The organism is Pseudomonas sp. PS02290 (assembly GCF_029960075.1).
Classification (GTDB): Bacteria; Pseudomonadota; Gammaproteobacteria; order Pseudomonadales; family Pseudomonadaceae; genus Aquipseudomonas.
In genome coordinates this window covers 37,447-56,610 of sequence record NZ_JASCOY010000033.1, presented here as the reverse complement: position 1 = coordinate 56,610, position 19,164 = coordinate 37,447, and the positions used below count along the sequence as shown (strand labels likewise).

Below are 19,164 nucleotides of genomic sequence, written 5' to 3'. Positions count from 1 at the left end.
ATCACCACCTCCACCGGCTCAAGCGCCATCGGCATGTACCTGATTACCGGCGTGTTGTGCATCGGCGCCCTACTGGTGTTGCGCATCCCCGCCGCGTCCGTCAATCGCTAACAAAGAGAAGCCACTCACATGAACATCAGTCCATCACATCAACCGGTGCTGTCGCTGGCCCAGCGCGCCTTCAATATCAGACGCCACGCCCTGCGCATGGGCCAGGTTCAGGGCCAGGGTTATGTCGGGCAGGCATTGGGCGCGGCCGATCTGCTCGCCGTGTCTTACTTCCACGCCTTGCGCTACCAGCCCCGGGACCCGGAATGGGAAGGCCGCGACCGCTTTTACCTGTCCATCGGTCACTACGCCATCGCGCTGTACGCCGCGTTGATCGAGGCCGAGATCATCCCCGTGGACGAGCTGGAAACCTACGGCGCCGACGATAGCCGCCTGCCCATGTCGGGAATGGCGGCGTACACGCCGGGCATGGAAATCACCGGAGGCTCGCTGGGCCACGGACTGGGCATCGCCGTCGGCGCGTGTCTGGGGCTCAAGCGCAAGCAGGCCGCCTCCTTCGTCTACAACCTGCTTTCCGACGGCGAACTGAACGAAGGCTCGACCTGGGAAGCGGCGATGTCCGCATCGCACTGGAAGCTGGACAACCTCATCGCGATCATCGACGTCAACAATCAGCAAGCCGACGGCCATTCCAGCGAGGTGCTGGCGTTCGAACCTATCGTTGACCGCTGGCAGGCCTTCGGCTGGTTCACCCAGCGCGTGGACGGCAATGACATCGAGGCATTGGTCACCGCCTTCGATGCCGCACGCAACCATGTCGGCGCGCAACCGCGGGTAATCATCTGCGACACCAAAATGGGCAAAGGCGTGGAGTTTCTGGAGACGCGCGAGAAAACCCACTTTATTCGCGTCGATGAAAACGAGTGGGACCTGGCACTGGAAAACCTGCAAATCGGGAGAACGGCATGAGCGCACTGACCCACAACGAGCCCGGCAAGAAACGCCTGACCACGTCGGCGATGATTGCCTCGATCGCCTCCGAAGGCCAGGCCACGCGCCCGGCACCCTTCGGCCACGCATTGGCCGCCCTCGCCGAGCAACGCGCAGACATCGTCGGGCTCTCCGCCGACCTGTCGAAATACACCGATCTGCACATTTTCGCCAAGGCCCACCCGGAGCGCTTCTACCAGATGGGCATGGCCGAGCAGTTGCTGATGAGTGCTGCAGCCGGCATGGCCCGCGAAGGCTTCGTGCCCTTCGCCACCACGTACGCGGTATTCGCGTCGAGGCGGGCCTACGACTTCATCTGCATGGCCATCGCCGAAGAAAACCTCAACGTCAAAATCGTCTGCGGATTGCCCGGCCTCACCACTGGGTACGGCCCGAGCCATCAGGCAACCGACGATCTGGCAATCTTCCGGGCCATGCCCAATCTGATGATCGTCGACCCCTGCGACGCGCTGGAAATCGAACAAGCGGTGCCAGCCATCGCAGCGCATCAGGGCCCGGTGTACATGCGCCTGTTGCGCGGCAACGTGCCGCTGGTGCTCGACGAATACGGCTACACCTTCGAGATCGGCAAGGCCAAGACCCTGCGCACCGGCAACGATGTGCTGATCATCTCCACGGGGCTGATGACCATGCGCGCGCTGGAAGCGGCGAAGGCGTTGCAGGCCGATGGCATCGACGTAGCAGTGCTGCACGTGCCTACCGTCAAGCCGCTGGACGAGCAGACCCTTCTCGCCGAAGCGCGAAAACCCGGGCGGTTGGTGGTGACGGCGGAAAACCATTCGATCATCGGCGGGCTGGGTGAAGCGGTGGCGACGGTGCTGTTGCGTAACGGAGTCACCCCGACGTTCCGGCAGATCGCCCTGCCCGACGCCTTCCTCGACGCCGGCGCCCTGCCGACGCTGCATGACCGCTATGGAATTTCCACCCCGGCGGTGTGCTCGCGTATCAAGGCGTGGCTGTAAGCGCAGAACAACGGGGGGGGGGCTTTCCAGTCCCCCGTCTTCGCCCAGGAGGTTTGTGTGGACCCCGATCAGTTGCTGGATACCGAGTACCGTTTCTTCCGCGACGAGGTGTCCAGCGAATGGAGCCGGGACAACCTCGCCGCCATTCGCACACGCATCCACGCTGCGTTCAAACCCGCGGACCTCGCTCGCGGCGAACAGCGCTGGGTCCGTGAACCTGCAAACGGCAACGACCTGCGACTGTGCCTTTACCGCCCTGACCACAGCGCCGACGCCCATGACCTCCCTGCGATTCTGTACGTGCACGGCGGGGGATTCGTGTTGGGGTGCCCGGAAATGGCCGACGACTACCTGGCGGATCTGGCCAGTGAGTCAGGCGCGCTGATCGTCGCCGTCGATTACCGGCTCGCCCCCGAGCATCCCTTTCCTGCCCCGCTGGAAGACTGCTATCGCAGCCTCCAGTGGCTGCTCCACCAGCAGGCTGCGCTGGGCGTGAATCCCAAACGCATCGTGATCATGGGCCACAGCGCGGGCGGCGGACTGGCAGCGGCGCTGACCCTGCTCGCCCGTGACCGTGGTGACATTTCCATCGCCGGCTCGGTGCTCATGTATCCGATGCTCGACCACCGCACTGGCACCCCTGGGGCTCCCGTGCAAAACCCTGGCGCGGGCAGGTTCAGCTGGTCCCGGGAGGCCAATCAATTCTGCTGGCAGTGCTACCGGGGCGAGTACCTCTGCGACGATGACCGCGCGCTGCTGTTTTCCCCCTCGCTGGCTGATGACCTGAGTCACCTGCCGCCGAGCTTTATCGCCGTCGGTGCGCTGGACCTGTTCCTGGATGAGGACATGGCGTGGGCCGGCAAGCTCTCTCGCAGCGGAGTTCCAGTCGAGCTGCACGTTTACCCCGGCGTGCCACACATGTTCGACTTCCACCCCGGCGCCCTGACGGAGCAGTGCAAAAGGGATGTCGTGAGCGCACTGAGGAAAATGCTGAGACGTTAACTCGCGCCGTTTACCGCAACGCGCTCAAATCCAGCCTGTCCTGGGGCACCGGCATCGAGAAGTAGTAACCCTGAGCCTGACCCGCGCCCATGTCCCGCAGAAGGTCCAGGGTCGCGGCGTCTTCCACGCCCTCCGCCACCACCGTCAGCCCCAGGGATTCGGCCATGCGCACAATGGCGCGAACGATGGCCCGGCTGCGGGAGCTGGTGGTCAGTTCCAGGGTGAAGGACTTGTCGATTTTCAGCCCGCTGAAGTGGTACTGGTGCACATAACTGAGGGACGAGAACCCGGCGCCGAAGTCATCGAGCACCACCGAGACGCCGTTGTCCGCCAAGTGCTTCATGGCTTGACGCGCCAGTTCAGGCTCGGCCACCAGCGCGCCTTCGGTGAGTTCCAGGCAGATGCGCGACGGCGCCACCCCGTGCTGGCTCAGCAAACCGAGGACTTCGCTGGAAAACTCCGGGCGGGTGATGCTGTAGCTGGAACAGTTGACGTGCACCGTCGGCCAATGGGCATGGTCGGGATGGGCAAGAATCGCCACCACCTGCTGCAGCATGTAGAGGTCCAGACGGCCGATCAGGCGCAGACCTTCCAGCGCCGGCAGAAACTGACCCGGCGCTACGATACGGCCATCGGCCTGACGCCAGCGAATAAGGGCTTCGAGGGCGAGAATCCGGCCGCTGGCCACGTCGATGATGGGCTGAAAATACGGCAGCAGTTCGTCGGTGCGCTTGAGGGCGTTGCGCAGCGCGGTCTCCTGCTCCATCTGGTCGGACACCTCGCGGCGCACTTCCTGGTTGAACACCGCGTAGCTGTCGCGCCCGGCGTTCTTGACCCGGTACATGGCCGTATCGGCGTCGCGAAGCAAATCCGCCGGCTCGCTGTGAAACTGCAGGTCGGCGCCGACCACGCCGATGCTGCAGGATGAAAACACCGCGTGGCCGTCGATGTAGAACGGAACGTCGAAGGCCAGCAGAATGCGCTCGGCAATCGCCACGGTGACGTCAGGCGGCGCGGCGTAAGCCAGCACCGCGAATTCATCGCCGCCCAGCCGGGCGAGCAAGTCGCTGTCTCGCATGCAGTGGCGCAAGCGGTCGGCGGCCTGAATCAGCAGCAGATCGCCCGAGTGATGGCCGAGGCTGTCATTGACCATCTTGAAGCGGTCGAGGTCGATGAACATCACCGCCAGTTCTTCGCCCTTCTGGGAGAATTTCTCCCACGCGTCTCTCAGGCGCTGCTGCAAATGGCTGCGGTTGGGCAGTCCGGTCAGCGCGTCGTGGGCGTTTTCGTGTTGCAGCTTGGCGTTGGCGTAGTCCAGCTCCCGGGTGCGGTCCTGAACCCGCGCTTCCAGGCGCAGGTTGGCGGTGTGAATGGCCTCGGCGGCGCTGCGCCGGGACAGTGCCGTGTCGATGTGGCGGGAGACGAAGGTCAGCAGCTCCTGATCGCGCAACGAGTAGCTGACATGGGAGGTGTAGCTCTGCACTGCCAGCACGCCCCGAACCACGTCGCCGTCGAACAGCGGAATGCCCAGCCATGAACTGGAACGGTTGACCTCGTTCTGCAGGGTGATCTCGCCGATGCTTTCCAGCCAGCGCGCCTCAGGGCCGTCGATCAGGCACGGCCGGCGCTGGCGGATGACGTATTCGGTAAAACCACGCTCGCCACGGCGCGGATCTGGGCGGCGGGTCAGGCGCTCGTCCACGTAGTACGGGAAGGTCACCTCGCCGGTGGCGTCGTCGAACAGCGCGATATAGAAGTTCAGGGCAAACAGCAGTTCGCCGACGATGCCGTGCAGGCTTTTGAACAGGTCGGTCATGTCGCCGGGTTGGCTGGACAGCTCAGTGATCTGGAACAGCGCGCTCTGCAAGTGCTCGGCGCGTTCGCGATCGGCCACCTCGTTGCGCAGGGCGTCGTTCAGGCGGGACAGCTCAAGGGTGCGGCGGGCGACGGTCTCTTCCAGTTGCGCGCGGTGCAGAATGCGGTCCAGGGCCATGGCCACGTGGCGGGCCACCACCAGAAACAGCTCCTGATCCTCGACGCTGTAGACCCGGGCGACGTCATAGACCTGCATCGCCAGCATGCCGAACACGTCGTCGGAGGCGTTTTTCAGCGGCGCGCCCATCCAGAATTCCGGGCGATGGCCCACGCAGTGGAAGCGATCCAGCACCCGCGCCCGCTCGATGGCGGCGGCATCGACGAACAGCGCCTGCTCGGTGGTCAGCACATAACCGGTCATGGACAGCCGCTCGGGATCGAGAAACTCGTAGGTTTCCGCCTCGAGAGCGTCGAGGTCGGTGATGTCGATGTAATAGGGGTAAGTGATTTTGCCGCTGTGGCTTTCGTACAGGGCCAGGTAGAAGTTTTCCGCGTCGATCAGGGTCGAGAGCTGCTTGTGCACGCCTTGCAGAAACGCCGAACGGTCACGGGTCGAGCTGGCCAGGTAGGTGATTTCATAGAGGACCCGCTGGGTGGCCTGGGCCCGGGCCAGCGCATCGGTCTGCAGGCGCAGGCCCAGACGCCCGGCCAGCTCGGCGAAAAATGGATCGCCGGCGTACGCGTCCGGCATCAACAGCCAGCCCAGCGCGGACTCGCCATGGCCGGTCACCCAACGCTGCAAATGGTGCTTGCGGCAGTAGCCGTCGAATTCTTCACGGGGTATCAACGTCGGCCAGTCCGTGGCGGAACTGCCCTGCCCCAACAGGTGCATTTGCTGGCCTGCACGGTAAGCGGCCCAGCTCAACTCCGGTGCAGCCTCACGCGCGGCGCGCAGTAGGGCGTCCAGCGAACTCTCCTCGGTCAATCCCCCCACGGCCGACAGGCCGTTATCGCCGGGTGCGGAGATCCGCTCGTCGGCAATCGGCGTGTACCCGGAGAGGGTGGAAAGTGGGGAATTCATAGGCGCTCCATTGCCAGCGTCGGACTGAGCTATCTTCATGGGGTGTGACAGAAGGTTGCAAGCGCCATATTCGGATTTGCGGTCTATTCGCGACGAAAAAACCGTATTCCACGACATTTATTGAAATCACACGCTGCACAGCCCTATAGCGGCCCGCAAACGGAAAGATTTAACCCGGCACTCTATTCACACGGCTCGTCAAACAGCCCGGCAGTGACGGTTTCATGTTTCGGCATTGACCTTTGCGCGCCCTCGCCTGTCACTGATTGCTGTTACCCGTCTTTTGCCCCACTGGAGATGATCACCCCATGATCAAGACTTACAGCTACGCCGCGCAAAAACCCACTGACAAGCTGGCTCCGTTGCAGATCGAACGCCGCGAGCCGGGCGCCGATGACGTGCAGATCGACATCCTGTTCTGCGGCGTCTGCCACTCGGACCTGCACACCGCGCGCAACGAGTGGAACAACACGCTGTATCCATCGGTGCCGGGCCACGAGATCGTCGGCAAGGTCACCGCGGTCGGCGCCAACGTCACCCGCTTCAAGGTCGGCGATCTCGCTGGCGTCGGCTGCATGGTCGACAGCTGCCAGCACTGCGCGTCCTGCGCGGAAGGCGAAGAGCAATACTGCGAAAACGGCTTCACCGGCACTTACAACGGCCCCGTGTTTGGCGGCGAGAACACCTTCGGTGGCTACTCCGACAAGATCGTGGTGAAAGAGAAGTTCGTCCTGAAGATTTCCCACAGCGACAACCTGGCCGCCGTCGCGCCGTTGCTCTGCGCCGGGATCACCACTTACTCGCCGCTGCACCACTGGAAAGTCGGCCCGGGCAAGAAGGTGGGCGTGGTCGGGCTGGGCGGTCTCGGTCACATGGCGGTGAAGATCGCCCACGCCATGGGCGCCCACGTGGTGCTGTTCACCACCTCGCCGAACAAGCGCGAAGACGGCCTGCGCCTGGGCGCCGATGAAGTCATCGTGTCGAAAAACGCCGATGAAATGGCGACCCAGACCAATCAGCTCGACTTCATCCTCAACACCGTGGCGGCACCGCACAACCTTGACCCGTTCCTGAACCTGCTCAAGCGCGACGGCACCATGACCCTGGTCGGCGCGCCGGATCAGCCGCACCCGTCGCCAGGCGTGTTCAACCTGATCTTCAAGCGCCGCAGCATTGCCGGCTCGCTGATCGGCGGGATTCAGGAAACCCAGGACATGCTGGATTTCTGTGCCAGGCACGGCATCGTCTCGGACATCGAGATGATCCACATGAAGGACATCAACGAAGCCTACGAACGCATGATCAAGGGCGACGTGAAGTACCGCTTTGTCATCGACATGGCGACCCTGAAAGAAGAAGCGTCGGCCGCCTGATGCCTGGGGTACCCGGGTGCGGTTTCGCCGCCCCCGGGCACTCGTAACATGCTGTGATTTTTCCGCTCGTGAAATATCCGCAACCATCCCCCGGTGCTTCGGTCACAACCCTTGAGCCATGGCCAGCACCGCCTGCTTTCCTGATCCCGACAAGGCGCCAGCCCTCGCTGCTGACACAAGCGCCACGGATTATAGAGCACGACTCACAAGTGCATGCACGGATTCAACCGAATGCAGTGCCTGCGCATTGGTTATCGTTGAAGACTGCCGTCTTTTGAAGACTGCCCTTGGCCCCAGCCATACCGGATACCGTTCCACCTGCCGTCCCTGCCCGCGCGTCCGCCCACCGTCGGCCGCCAGGTCTGACCCAACGCTGACGAGGAACCCGCTCATGACCGATCAGCCTGATCGCCCCAACAAAGAAGAACTGTCTTGTGACCTCAAGGCCTTCACCGTCCCGTCCCGCCGCAACTTCCTGAAGTCCATCGGCGTGTCCAGCCTCGCTGCCGCGACGGCGCCGATCTGGACCCAGGCGCTGGCAGCCCAGGCGGCCGTCGCCGATGACATTGACCCGCCCGCGCCAGACGAGCGGCGCATGACCCTGAAGGTCAACGGCCAGGCCCACACCCTGAACCTGCCGGCCAACGCGGCGCTGCTTGATGTGCTGCGTGATCGCCTGCAGCTCACTGGCACCAAGAAAGGCTGCGACCACGGCCAGTGCGGCGCCTGCACCGTCCACGTCAACGGCGTGGCGATCAATTCGTGCCTGTCCCTCGCGGCGATGCACGAAGGCGACGACATCACCACCATCGAAGGCCTGGCCCAGAACGGCAAGCTGCACCCGGTGCAGGAAGCCTTCTGGGAACACGATGCCTACCAGTGCGGCTATTGCACCTCGGGGCAGATCATGAGCGCGGCTGCGTTGTTGAAAGACAAAAACATCGGCACCGACGATCACAGCGTGCGCGAAGCCATGAGCGGCAACATCTGCCGTTGCGGCGCCTACAAGAACATCCTCGCGGCGATCCAGTCGGCGCGCATCAACGTCCAGGAGGTGAGCTGATGAGAGCCTTTGATTACGTGCGCGCCAACACGGTCGAACAGGCCGTGACGACCCACGCGCAAAGCCCGACGACCTTCTTCCTCGCCGGCGGCACGACATTGCTAGACTTGGTAAAGCTGGACATCATGCCGGCGGATCAAGTGATCGACGTCAACCACCTGTCCCTCAAGCAGATCGAGGTGCAGAAGGACGGCAGCGTGCGCATCGGTGCGCTGGTCAGCAATACCGAACTGGCCCATCACCCGCACATCGTCGAGCACTACGCCGTGCTGTCCCAGGCGTTGCTGTCCGGCGCCACCACTCAGCTGCGCAACAAGGCCACGACCGCCGGCAACGTGATGCAACGGGTGCGCTGCAACTATTTCCGCGACGGTTATTCACCGTGCAACAAGCGCGAGCCGGGCTCGGGCTGTGCGGCCATTGACGGCCACAACCGCAGTGTTCACGCGGTGCTCGGCACCAGCGACCAGTGCATCGCGACCCATCCTTCGGACATGTGCGTGGCGATGGTCGCCATTGGCGCGACCGTCGAGGTGCAAGGGCCGAAGGGCAAGCGCAGCGTAGACTTCGCTGACTTCCACCTGCTGCCCGGTGCGACGCCGTGGAAAGAGCACGCACTGCTGGACGATGAGTTGATCACCCACGTGGTGCTCGCCGCGCCGCTGGCCGGCAACAAGTCTGCGTACCTGAAGCTGCGAGATCGCGCCTCGTACCAGTTCGCCCTGGCGTCCAGCGCGGTGATCGTCGTCATGGACGGCAACACCGTACGTGACGCGCGGGTGGCGCTGGGCGGTGTCGGCACCAAACCCTGGCGCTCGCTTGAAGCCGAGCAGGCGCTCAAAGGCCAGACGTTGACGCCGCAGACCCTCGAGCAAGTCGCCGCCATCGCCCTCAAGGGCGCCAAAGCCTATCGCCACAACGCCTACAAGATCGCATTGGGGCAGCAGGCCATCATGCGCAACCTCGGCACCTTGAACGCCTGACCGGAGGATTCACCATGACTGATGCAATGATTGGCTCGGCACCCCGCCGCATTGATGGCCAGCGTAAGGTCACCGGCAGCGCGATGTACGCGTCCGACCATCACCTGAAAAATATGGCTTACGGCTACGGCGTGTTCAGCACCGTCGCCAGCGGCAAGATCACCGAACTGAAGCTGGACGACGCGCGCAAATCCCCCGGCGTGCTGGAGATTCTGCACCACGGCAACTTCCCCTCGCTCTACCACAACTCGACGCTGCCGATGTCCTTCGCGCAAATCCTCAAAGCGGCCAAGTCCGACGAAAGCCGTCTGCCGTTTGAAGACGACACGGTGCATTACGCCGGGCAGTTCGTTGCCCTGGTGGTGGCCGATACCTTTGAGCACGCGCGGGCCGCGGCCTACAAGATCAAAGTCAGCTACAGCAAGACCGACGCCGTGGCCAATCTCGACCAGGGCCTAAAAGCCGGCGCCTTGCAGGACGGCAGCCCGAACCACACCCGGGGTGATGCCGCCGCTGCGTTCGACAGCGCCGCCCACAGCATCGACGCCACCTACTCGACGCCGGTCGAAACCCATAACCCGATGGAAATGCACGCCACCGTCGCCAGTTGGGAAGACGGGCGCCTGATCGTTTATGAAGCCACCCAGGGCGTGGTCGCTCACCGCAATTCCCTGGCGAAAATCTTCGGCCTGATCCCGGAGAAGGTCGAGGTGCGGGCGCCGTTCATTGGCTCCGGCTTCGGCAGCAAGCTGTGGATCTGGCCCCATTCGGTCGCCGCCTGCGGCGCGGCCAAGGTGCTCAAGCGCCCCGTGCAACTGGTGGTGCCGCGTCAGCAGATGTTCACCACCACCGGCCACCGCCCGGAAACCCGTCAGCGCCTGCGCCTGGCGACCGATGACAAAGGCAAGCTGGTGTCGGTGCGCCACGAGTCGATCAACACCACCTCCTTCACCGACCCGTACAAGGAAAACTGCGGCACTTCGACCAAGAGCCTTTATAGCTGCGCCAATGTGCTGGTCACCCACAAGATCATCGAGGTCAATCGCGGCACGCCGACCTCCATGCGCGCGCCGGGTGCAGCGCCGGGGCTGTTCGCGCTCGAGTCGGCCATGGACGAAATGGCCGATAAAGTGGGCATGGACCCCCTTGAGTTTCGCAAGCTCAACGTTTCCGAGCGCGACGAAAGCCAGAACCTGCCGTGGTCCAGCAACCACCTGCAGGAATGCATCGACAAGGCCGCCGAGCGCTTTGGCTGGAGCAAACGCAACCCGACGCCGGGCTCAATGAAGGACGGCACCGAGATCATCGGTTATGGCATGGCCGCCTGTAACTGGGACGCCTATCGCACCCCGGCGGAAGCGCAAGTCGTGCTGCGCGCCGACGGCACGGCCTGGGCCATTTGCGGTGTGCAGGACATCGGCACCGGCACCTACACCATCGTTGCTCAAGTGGTCAGCAGCATCACCGGCATCCCGCTGGACAAGATCGAAGTCGAGCTGGGCAATTCATCATTCCCGCCCGCGCCGGTGTCGGGCGGATCATGGGCGACCGCGAGCGTGCTGCCGGCCATCGCTGAGGCCACTCGCCAGGCCGTCGAACAGCTGAAGGCGTTCGCGACTGCGCCCAAGGGCGTGTTTGCCGGGGCCAAGGCCGAGCAAGTGAGCTTCGAGCAGGGGCAGTTGAAAAGCGGCGACAAGACCTTCGCCATCGCTGATGTGCTCAAGGCGCAGAAGCAGGGCAGCGCCTTCGGTGAAGCGAAGACCGGCATGAACGACACCAGCAAGCACTCGTTCCGCTCCTTCGGCGTGCATTTTGTCGAAGTGCGCTGGGACCCCGGCATCTCGCGGCTGCGCGTCTCGCGGGTGGTCAGTGCCATCGACGTGGGCAAGGTGATCAACCAGAAAACCGCGCTCAATCAGGTTGAAGGGGCGATCGTCATGGGCGTCGGGATGGCGCTGTTTGAGGCGACCGACTTCGACGAGCGCAACGGCATGCCGGTGAACAACAACTACGCCGAATACGTGGTGCCGGTGCACGCTGACCAGCCGGAGATCGATGTGATCCTGCTGGACTACCCGGACTTCGAGCTCAACGAATTCGGCGCACGCGGGATCGGCGAGATCGGGATTACCGGGCTGGCTGCAGCGGTGGCGAATGCTGTCTCACATGCCACGGGTAAGCGGATTCGGGACCTGCCGATCACGCTGGACAAGCTGATGGAGTTGCCGCCGACGATGAGGGTCTGAGCCGGAAATTCCAGCGGGCTGAGCGCCCTCTTCCCGGCTAAAGCCGGGAAGCCTTTGATTTTGATTGATCGTTCCCACGCTCCGCGTGGGAATGCCGCACTGGACGCTCCGCGTCCCAAAGCTGACGCGGAGCGTCATGGTATGAATTCCCACGCGGACCGTGGGAACGATCATCGCGTCGCTTGGGGGACGATCATTACTCAGGCACGCAATCCTTGCGCGGCACCCAGCAGCCCTTTGAATTTCCCGTAACGCGCGCTCAATACATCCTGCACCGCCGGCATCGGCTGATACCGCACCTTGACTGCCATCCCCTGCCCCAACAGCTCAGCCCCCTCACCGATCGACAGAAACCCCAGCTTCGCCGCACCGATGCACGCGCTCAGTTCGCTGCCGTGCAGGGTGTACACCTCGCGATCCAGGATGTTGGCCAGCAATTGCGCCCAGTATTCGCTGCGTGCCCCGCCGCCCACCAGCGCGCAGGCGTTGACCGTGGCTCCTGCGGACAACGTAGCGTTCATCGCATCCAGCAGCCCGAAACCCACGCCTTCAAGCACCGCATAACCCAACATCGCCGGCGTGCTGTCGTGCCCCAGGTTCATGAATCCGCCGCGCAACAGCGGGTCGTTGTGGGGCGTGCGCTCGCCCGCCAGGTAAGGCAGAAACAGCGGACTGGACACCGCCACCGGCTGATCGACCGGCAACTGCGCGTGAACCAGATCGAGCAACGCCTGCTCACTGGGCTGACCCAACAATCGGCTGACCCAGCGCAGACAGCTCGCCCCGGCCAGCATCGCGCCCATGGTGTACCAGCGCTGCGGCAACGCGTGGCAAAAGCTGTGCACGGCGCTGGCCGGGTTGCCCGCCGGATGATCGGTGATCGCGACGATCGCCGCGCTGGTGCCAAGGGTGACGAAGGCATCGCCGGCGTTGATCGCGCCGATGCCCACCGCCGAAACCGGGTTGTCACCCCCGCCTGCGGCCACGGGCAGACCCAACGGCAAACCCAGCGCATCCGCCGCCTCGGCACTCAGCCGGGCAGACAGTTGATCGGCTTCCAGCAACCGAGGCATGTGCTCGACCGTCAGCCCGGTGGCGTGGAGCATCGGCGCGTACCACTCGCGCTTTGCCACATCCAGCCATAAGGTGCCAGCGGCGTCAGACATGTCACTGACCTGCTCGCCGGTCAGCAGCAAACGCAGGTAATCCTTCGGCGACAACACGCTGGCGATGCGCGCGAACACCTGCGGTTCGTGCTGCTGCATCCACAGAAGTTTCGGCGCAGTGAGCCCGGCCATGGCCAGGCTGCCGGTGACCTCGGCGTAATCCGGGAAATCTTCGTTCAACTGCGACGCCTGAAGCACCGCGCGAGAGTCGTCCCAGAGAATCGCCGGATACAGCACCTGCTCCGCCGCATCCAGCAAAACCGCGCCGTGCATCTGCCCCGAGAAACCGATGCAACCGACCCGCGCCCATGCCTGGGGGTTAGTCGCCCGCAACTGGCCCAGCGCTGACAGACAGGCCTGCCACCAGTCAGCCGGAGTCTGCTCCGACCAACCCGACTGCCGGCGGCTGACTTCCACCCGGGCACCGGCCTGAGCCAGCACTTCGCCCTCGGCGCTCAGCAAAATGGCCTTCAGCTCGGACGTGCCGAGGTCGATGCCCAGGGAAACAAGCTGCTTCATGAAGGTGTCATTCCTGTCAGCGGACGCCTAAAGGCATCCGCACGAATTGCGAATGCGTAACGTCGGCGCCAGTCGCTCCGACAGTCGTTTGCCCTCGGGTTTATCGATGCGCTGCAACAGCAACTGCACCGCCCGCGCGCCCAGGGCCTGCACCGGCTGAGCGATCACACTCAAGCGCGGCAGGAAAAAGTCCGCCCAGTCGAAATCATCGAAACCCACCAGCGCCATCTGCTGCGGCACCTCAATGCTGGCGTCGCGCAGCGCGTGCATGGCGCCGATGGTCATCAGGTTATTCGCCGCCAGAATCGCCGTGGGCGGGGGCTTCAGGCGCAACAGCGCGGACGTGGCGACACGTGCCGATTCGCTGTTCGACTCGCCGTCGATCAGCAACTGCGGATCCCACGGCAGATCAGCCTCGACCAGCGCCTGCCGGTAGCCCTCAATACGCTCCTCCGTCGTGCTCAGCCCGCGATGCCCGGCAATCATGCCGATGCGCCGATGACCGTGGCCGATGAGGTGGGTCACCAACTCAGCGGTGGACTGGCGATTCTCGACGCCCACCTGATCAAAACCCTCCACCGCCATCCGGTCCACCAACACGCTGGGAATGGCGTTGCTGCGCAAGTACGCCAACGCTGCCTGCTGCGGATCGCTGGACGGCGCAAGCAGAATGCCGTCCACACGCCGATGGTGCAGCGCCTGCACCACCCGCAGTTCCTGGGCGGGATCGTCGTGGGTGTCGACGAACAACATCATGATGCCGTGGCGCGCGCATTCGGTTTCGATGGCGTGCACGGTCTCGCTGAAATAGTGGTTGGACAGCGCCGAAATCGCCACGCCGATGGTGTTGGTGCGCGAACGGGCCAGCGAGCGCGCCAGGGTGTTGGGGATGTAGCCCAAGTCCTGAACCGCCCGCTGCACCGCTTCCACCGTCTTGGCGCTGACCTTGCGCGTGCCGTTGAGCACGTGGGAAACGGTCGACGTCGATACCCGCGCCCGCTTCGCCACGTCTTCCATTTTGATCACTGCGCCGACTCCTTCAGGCCTGCGTCTCAGTGCTTGCTGGACCAGCCGCTGTAGGAACCGATGTTGTCGCGGGTGATTAGTTTTGGCGTCAGCTGGGTGACCGCTTCGGCCGGTTTCTTGTCATTGAGCAAATCGTTGCCGATGACCACCGCCTGCTGCGCCATGGCCCACGGGTCCTGGCTGGCGGACGCCTGAATCGAGGTATCGGACTTGAGGGCCTGCTCGATGTCCGGCGCGCCGTCCACCGACGTGATGACGATGCCGCTGCGTTTCAGCTGCTTGGCGGCCAGGTCACTGCCAATGGCCTGGGGGTCGTTGATCGCGAACAGACCGTCGATTTTCGGGAAGCGCGTCAGGTAACCCTGCATCGCGTTCAGGCCGCCTTCGCGGGAGCCTTTGGCGTCCTGATCGTCGGAAAGAATCTTGATCTCCGGCGCGGCGGCGAAGGCCGATTTGCAGCCGGTGACGCGGTCAGTCACGGCGGTGACTTGCGGGCCATTCTCGATGATCACGTTGCCCTTGCCCGACAGCTTGTCGACGATGAACTGACAGGCCAGCTTGCCCGCTTCGACGTTGTCGGTCTGCACGGTGGCGTCGACACCGGCGGCGCTGACGTCCACGGCCACGACCTTGATGCCGGCGGCCTGGGCCTTCTTGATCGCCGAAGCAATGGCCTTCGGGTCCACGGCGTTGATCAGGATCAGGTCAACGCCCGACGCAATGAAGTTGTCGATCTGGGAGAACTGCTTGCTCAGGTCGTAATCGGCGGAGACGGAAGTCACTTTGACGTTAGGGTTGAGCTCCATGGCCTTCGCCTTGGCGCCGTCGGCCAGGGTGACGAAATACGGGTTGCCCAGGGAACCCAGGGTGATGCCGACGGCTTTCAGCTCGCGGGCTTGAACGCCCTGGGACAGCAACGCGGCCAGGCACAGGGACACGACAGCAGGGAATTTGCGTTTGAAGTTCATGGGTTCTCTCTTGTGATTATTGTCGGAGTCTTCGTTGAAACGCGTGCAGCCAAACAGCGTTGAATCAGGTTCGCGCACCGGACTGGCGATAGCGATCCAGCGCCACCGCGCCGATGATCACGATGCCCTTGATGATGTATTGCCAGATATCGGACACGCCCAGCAGCACCAGGCCGTTGGTCAGCACCGCGATGATCAGCGCGCCGATCAGGGTGCCGCCGATGGTGCCGACGCCGCCGGTGAAACTGGTGCCGCCGAGGATCACCGCCGCGATGGCGTCCAGCTCATAGGACTGGCCCAGCTGCAGGCCGTTGGCAGCGAACAGGCGCGAAGCGCTCATCACTGCGCCGAGCCCGGCCAGCGCACCGGACACCGCGTAGACGAACAGCAACACCTTCCACACCTTGATCCCGGACAGGCGCGCCGCTTCGGGGTTGCCGCCCACCGAGTAGATCTGCACGCCCATCACCGTGCGGCGCAGGATGAACCACGAGACCACGATGACCGCCACGGCGATGATCACCAGCCACGGCACGCCGAACACCGAATCGTTACCGATGAAGGCGAACGGCAGGTCGGGGTTGAACACGGTTTTGTCGTCGGCCAGCAGACGCGCCAGGCCGCGCATGGCGGTGAGCGCACCGAGGGTGACAATGAACGGCGGCAGGCGCATGAAGGCAATCAGGCCACCATTGACCAGCCCCAGCAGCAGGCCGAAACCGACGCCGGCGGCAATGCCGAGCATGCCGAACTGCGGCGACATCGACGCTTGCAGGGCGACCACTGCGGAGGCCGCGAGAATCGCGCCCACCGAGAGGTCGATCCCCGCCGTCAGAATCACGAAGGTCATGCCGGCCGCCAACACCACGTTGACCGAGGCCTGCTGGGTGATGATCGACAGGTTTTGCCAGCTCATGAAGGTGTCGGTCATCAGCGAAAAGCCGATCAGCAACAGAATCAGCACCGGCAGCATGCCAACGGTGCGCATCAATTCGCGCGCACGTTCACGCTTGCTGATGGCGGCAACGGTGGGCGAGTTTTCCAGGGGCAGACTCATGGCCTGGTTTCCTTTTTATTGTTGTTGAATGGGGTGGTCGAAAGTATCGCGGGCGCCGTGGGCCGCGGCGGCTGCGGCGTTCTCGCTGCCTGTCGCCAGATCGATGATCCGTTCCTGAGAGATCTCCTGCCCGGACGCGCCGCCGACTTCGGCCACCAGTTCCCCTTCGCGCATGATCAGCACGCGGTCGCAGGTGCCTATGATTTCCGGCAGCTCGCTGGAGATCACCACAATGCCGACGCCGGCCTTGGCCAGTTCGTTGATGATTCGGTAGATCTCGGACTTGGAGCCGATGTCCACGCCGCGCGTTGGCTCGTCAAGAATCAGCACGTGGGGTTTGACCTCCAGCAGCCGCGCCAGCAGCACCTTCTGCTGATTGCCGCCGGACAGCGCGCCGACATTGACCTTGCCCGACGCCACGCGGATCGACAGCGAACGAATCGCCTCGATTGCCCGCTTCGCCCCACGTCCCCGATCGAGCACGCCGCCGGCATGGGCATCGTGCACGCAGGCGCAAACGTTGATGTTGTCGCGCACGCTCATGTCCAGAAACAGGCCTTGGGCCTTGCGATCTTCGGTCAGGTAAACCACCCCTGCACGGATGGCGTCGGTGGGGTTGCGCAGATCGGTGATCGCCTTGCCGGCCACTTCAAGGGTGCCGGAGGTGCGCGAATCAGCGGCAAAAATCAGACGCGCCAGTTCCGTGCGCCCTGCCCCGACCAGCCCGGCGATGCCCAGCACTTCGCCGGCGTGCAGATCAAAACTGCACGGCTTGACGCGCTTGCCGTCGGCCATGTCGCGCACGCGCATGACCACCGCGCCAGGGTCGTAGGCGGCGTGTTCTTTCTTGTAGAAACCTGACAGGTCGCGGCCGACCATCATCTTCACCAGCGCCTCGGCCGATAGCGCGTCGCGCTCCAGCATGCCGACGTACTCGCCGTCGCGCAGCACCGAGACCCGGTCGGACAGCTCATAGATTTCAGCCATGCGATGGCTGATGTAAATGATCGCCAGGCCCTGGTCACGCAGCTGTTTGATCAGCGCGAACAGGCGGTCGGTTTCCCGGGACGACAGCGGCGTGGTCGGCTCGTCCATCACCAAAATTTTCGCGTTGGCGTGCAGGGCCCGGGCAATCTCGACCAGTTGCCGCTCGGCAATCGACAGCACGCTGACCTTGGTGGACGGCTTGAAATCAGCACCCAGTCGCACCAGCACATCAACGCAGCCGGCTTCCATCGCCTTGCGGTCGATGCTCCAGCCACGGCGCAGTTCGCGGCCCAGGTAAATGTTTTCGGCGACGCTGAGGTTCGGGCACAGGCTCAGTTCCTGATAGATCACCGCGATGCCGCGCGCTTTGGCGGACAACGGGTCAAACGCGCTCAGGGCCTGGCCGTCGATGCGGATTTCGCCACCGGCATCGGCCTGATAGGCGCCGGACAAAATCTTCATCAGCGTCGACTTGCCCGCGCCGTTCTCGCCCATCAGGGCATGTACTTCACCGGCGTAGACCTTGAGGGCGACATTTTTCAGCACGCGCAGGCCGTTGAAGGTCTTGGAAATGGCGGTCATTTCCAGTACGGGTTGAGGGGACATAGCGAAGACGGCACTCATGGCCGGGCGGCCGATGAAGCAGCAATGACGAGCGCGGGCAGCACACGCGGCAATCGAGCAGACGAGCTGATCATGTGGATCTCCGAGGTTTCTTGTTTTTATGCCTGGGCCACCTCTTTGCGGGTGGCACTCGGGTATTGCTTTGTAATATTTCGGAACAGCTGAATCCTAGAACAGCTGAATCGATTCACGCAAGCGCTTGCTTCGGTATTTTCAGTTCGGGGATTGCGGCGCAAGGTCTGGCCCCTTCCCGGCTGAAGCCGGTCCTACCCAGCGCGGCAGAGGTCAGCCCTGCCCTTGATCGTCCCCGCGCTCCGCGTGGGGATGCAGCCTGTGACGCTCCGCGTCACCTCAAGGGGCAGAATGCGCGTCGTCTGCTGGACGCAGAGCGTCCGGGGCGGCATTACCACGCAGAGCGTGGGAACAATCGGTCGACGATACCAGCGCTCAGGCGAGAACCTCGAGTCCATGCTTTTGAACGATGCTCAGCAGCTTCAACCCCATGCCACCTGGACGCTTCGACCCCGCTTCCCACTGTTTGATCGTGGAGGTGCTGGTGTTCAGATAGCGGGCAAACACCGGCTGGCTGACATGACTTCCCTCGCGAATGGCTTTGATCTGTGCCGGGTCTATCGCAGCCAGGACCTCGGCGATGCAGTGCTGATCAAACTCGCGCATTGTGGCCTTGTCGATGGCACCGATACCCAGCAGAGCAGTGGCGGACTCATGCACCGAGGCCAGCGCGTCGCTCTTAATTCTTTTTTTCATGACAGATCTCCGTGAAATCCTGTCGATCCAGGAGCAGTTGTATTTGTTGACGGCTTAATTTTTCGTACACCTTGGCGAGCTTTCTGAAAGCTATAAGCTCCTGCCTGTTGATGTTGCTCTGAGTCTGTTTCGAGAACAGAAACTGATAGACCCAGTAAAACTTGCCCCTCGCCAAAATGATCGAGCGATGGCGGTTAGCGTTGAGTCGCTTCTTCCAGACGCCACCGCCCAGATCATCGGCTTGGCCGTTGAAAACCTCCCTTATTGCACTGCAAAGCTCGCTGTCCTCAATAGCTGCCTTCTTGGCTGCGAAGCAAAAACCCTTTGTTTTGAAAACCCTGTCCTGCATTTGGCTACCTACCCGTGGAGTAAAATCTACCACCCAGTGGTATACATCTCAAAATTGGGTTCGTCGCTTCACGATCGGCTACGCGCAGTTGGGGTCATTTCTGAAAACGCTGTGGGAAATAAATGTGGAGATCGTCCCCGCGCTCCGCGTGGGGA

Annotated in this window: 15 protein-coding genes; 7 read left to right on the top strand and 8 right to left on the bottom strand. The window is 63.2% G+C overall.

Features of this window, described 5'->3' with window-relative positions; translation table 11 throughout:
• Positions 1–129: 129 nt before the first annotated feature.
• The 3 genes from QMX88_RS16040 to QMX88_RS16030 are packed head-to-tail and all read left to right on the top strand — an operon-like array spanning position 130 to position 2,984.
• On the top strand, positions 130–978 hold the full coding sequence (locus tag QMX88_RS16040; protein ID WP_282371013.1) for a transketolase: 849 nt from the start codon (positions 130–132) through the stop codon (positions 976–978).
• Entirely contained in the window at positions 975–1,982 is a 1,008-nt protein-coding gene (locus QMX88_RS16035) for a transketolase family protein (protein WP_192172165.1), read from the top strand. The genes QMX88_RS16040 and QMX88_RS16035 overlap by 4 nt, the downstream gene beginning before the upstream one ends.
• 57 nt (positions 1,983–2,039) lie before the next feature.
• Positions 2,040–2,984, top strand: coding sequence for an alpha/beta hydrolase (locus QMX88_RS16030; protein ID WP_282371009.1), 945 nt, complete (start codon positions 2,040–2,042; stop codon positions 2,982–2,984).
• Positions 2,985–2,994: 10 nt separating this feature from the next.
• On the opposite strand, the gene QMX88_RS16025 is transcribed toward QMX88_RS16030, so the two are convergent.
• On the bottom strand, positions 2,995–5,880 hold the full coding sequence (locus QMX88_RS16025; RefSeq protein WP_282371007.1) for a sensor domain-containing phosphodiesterase: 2,886 nt from the start codon (positions 5,878–5,880) through the stop codon (positions 2,995–2,997).
• Between the two features lie 308 nt (positions 5,881–6,188).
• Between QMX88_RS16025 and QMX88_RS16020 the strand changes: the two genes are divergently transcribed.
• From QMX88_RS16020 to QMX88_RS16005, 4 genes are all read left to right on the top strand, one after another.
• Positions 6,189–7,253, top strand: a complete 1,065-nt coding sequence (locus QMX88_RS16020) for an NAD(P)-dependent alcohol dehydrogenase (protein ID WP_282371005.1) — start codon at positions 6,189–6,191, stop codon at positions 7,251–7,253.
• Between the two features lie 391 nt (positions 7,254–7,644).
• Positions 7,645–8,316, top strand: coding sequence for a (2Fe-2S)-binding protein (locus QMX88_RS16015; RefSeq protein WP_192172169.1), 672 nt, complete (start codon positions 7,645–7,647; stop codon positions 8,314–8,316).
• Positions 8,316–9,299 (top strand): FAD binding domain-containing protein, encoded by a 984-nt coding sequence (locus QMX88_RS16010; protein WP_282371003.1) that lies wholly within the window; start codon positions 8,316–8,318, stop codon positions 9,297–9,299. The genes QMX88_RS16015 and QMX88_RS16010 overlap by 1 nt, the downstream gene beginning before the upstream one ends.
• Before the next feature lie 14 nt (positions 9,300–9,313).
• On the top strand, positions 9,314–11,545 hold the full coding sequence (locus tag QMX88_RS16005; RefSeq protein WP_282371002.1) for a xanthine dehydrogenase family protein molybdopterin-binding subunit: 2,232 nt from the start codon (positions 9,314–9,316) through the stop codon (positions 11,543–11,545).
• Positions 11,546–11,745: 200 nt separating this feature from the next.
• Here QMX88_RS16005 and xylB read toward each other — a convergent pair whose 3' ends face one another.
• From xylB to QMX88_RS15970, 7 genes are all read right to left on the bottom strand, one after another.
• Positions 11,746–13,230 (bottom strand): xylulokinase, encoded by a 1,485-nt coding sequence (xylB, locus tag QMX88_RS16000; protein WP_282371000.1) that lies wholly within the window; start codon positions 13,228–13,230, stop codon positions 11,746–11,748.
• Between the two features lie 27 nt (positions 13,231–13,257).
• Complete coding sequence (locus QMX88_RS15995) at positions 13,258–14,256, bottom strand: LacI family DNA-binding transcriptional regulator (protein ID WP_282370998.1); 999 nt, start codon at positions 14,254–14,256, stop codon at positions 13,258–13,260.
• A gap of 26 nt (positions 14,257–14,282) precedes the next feature.
• A complete protein-coding gene (locus QMX88_RS15990; RefSeq protein WP_282370996.1) occupies positions 14,283–15,224 on the bottom strand; it encodes an ABC transporter substrate-binding protein in 942 nt (313 codons plus the stop codon).
• A gap of 64 nt (positions 15,225–15,288) precedes the next feature.
• Positions 15,289–16,281 carry an ABC transporter permease subunit gene (locus tag QMX88_RS15985; RefSeq protein ID WP_282370994.1) on the bottom strand — a complete coding sequence of 331 codons (993 nt, stop codon included), beginning with the start codon at positions 16,279–16,281 and terminating at the stop codon, positions 15,289–15,291.
• 15 nt (positions 16,282–16,296) lie between these two features.
• A complete protein-coding gene (locus QMX88_RS15980; protein WP_282370992.1) occupies positions 16,297–17,874 on the bottom strand; it encodes a sugar ABC transporter ATP-binding protein in 1,578 nt (525 codons plus the stop codon).
• Between the two features lie 465 nt (positions 17,875–18,339).
• Positions 18,340–18,660 carry a helix-turn-helix domain-containing protein gene (locus QMX88_RS15975; RefSeq protein WP_282370990.1) on the bottom strand — a complete coding sequence of 107 codons (321 nt, stop codon included), beginning with the start codon at positions 18,658–18,660 and terminating at the stop codon, positions 18,340–18,342.
• On the bottom strand, positions 18,644–19,009 hold the full coding sequence (locus tag QMX88_RS15970; protein WP_282370988.1) for a type II toxin-antitoxin system RelE/ParE family toxin: 366 nt from the start codon (positions 19,007–19,009) through the stop codon (positions 18,644–18,646). Before QMX88_RS15970 ends, QMX88_RS15975 begins: the two co-directional genes overlap by 17 nt.
• Positions 19,010–19,164 lie beyond the last annotated feature (155 nt).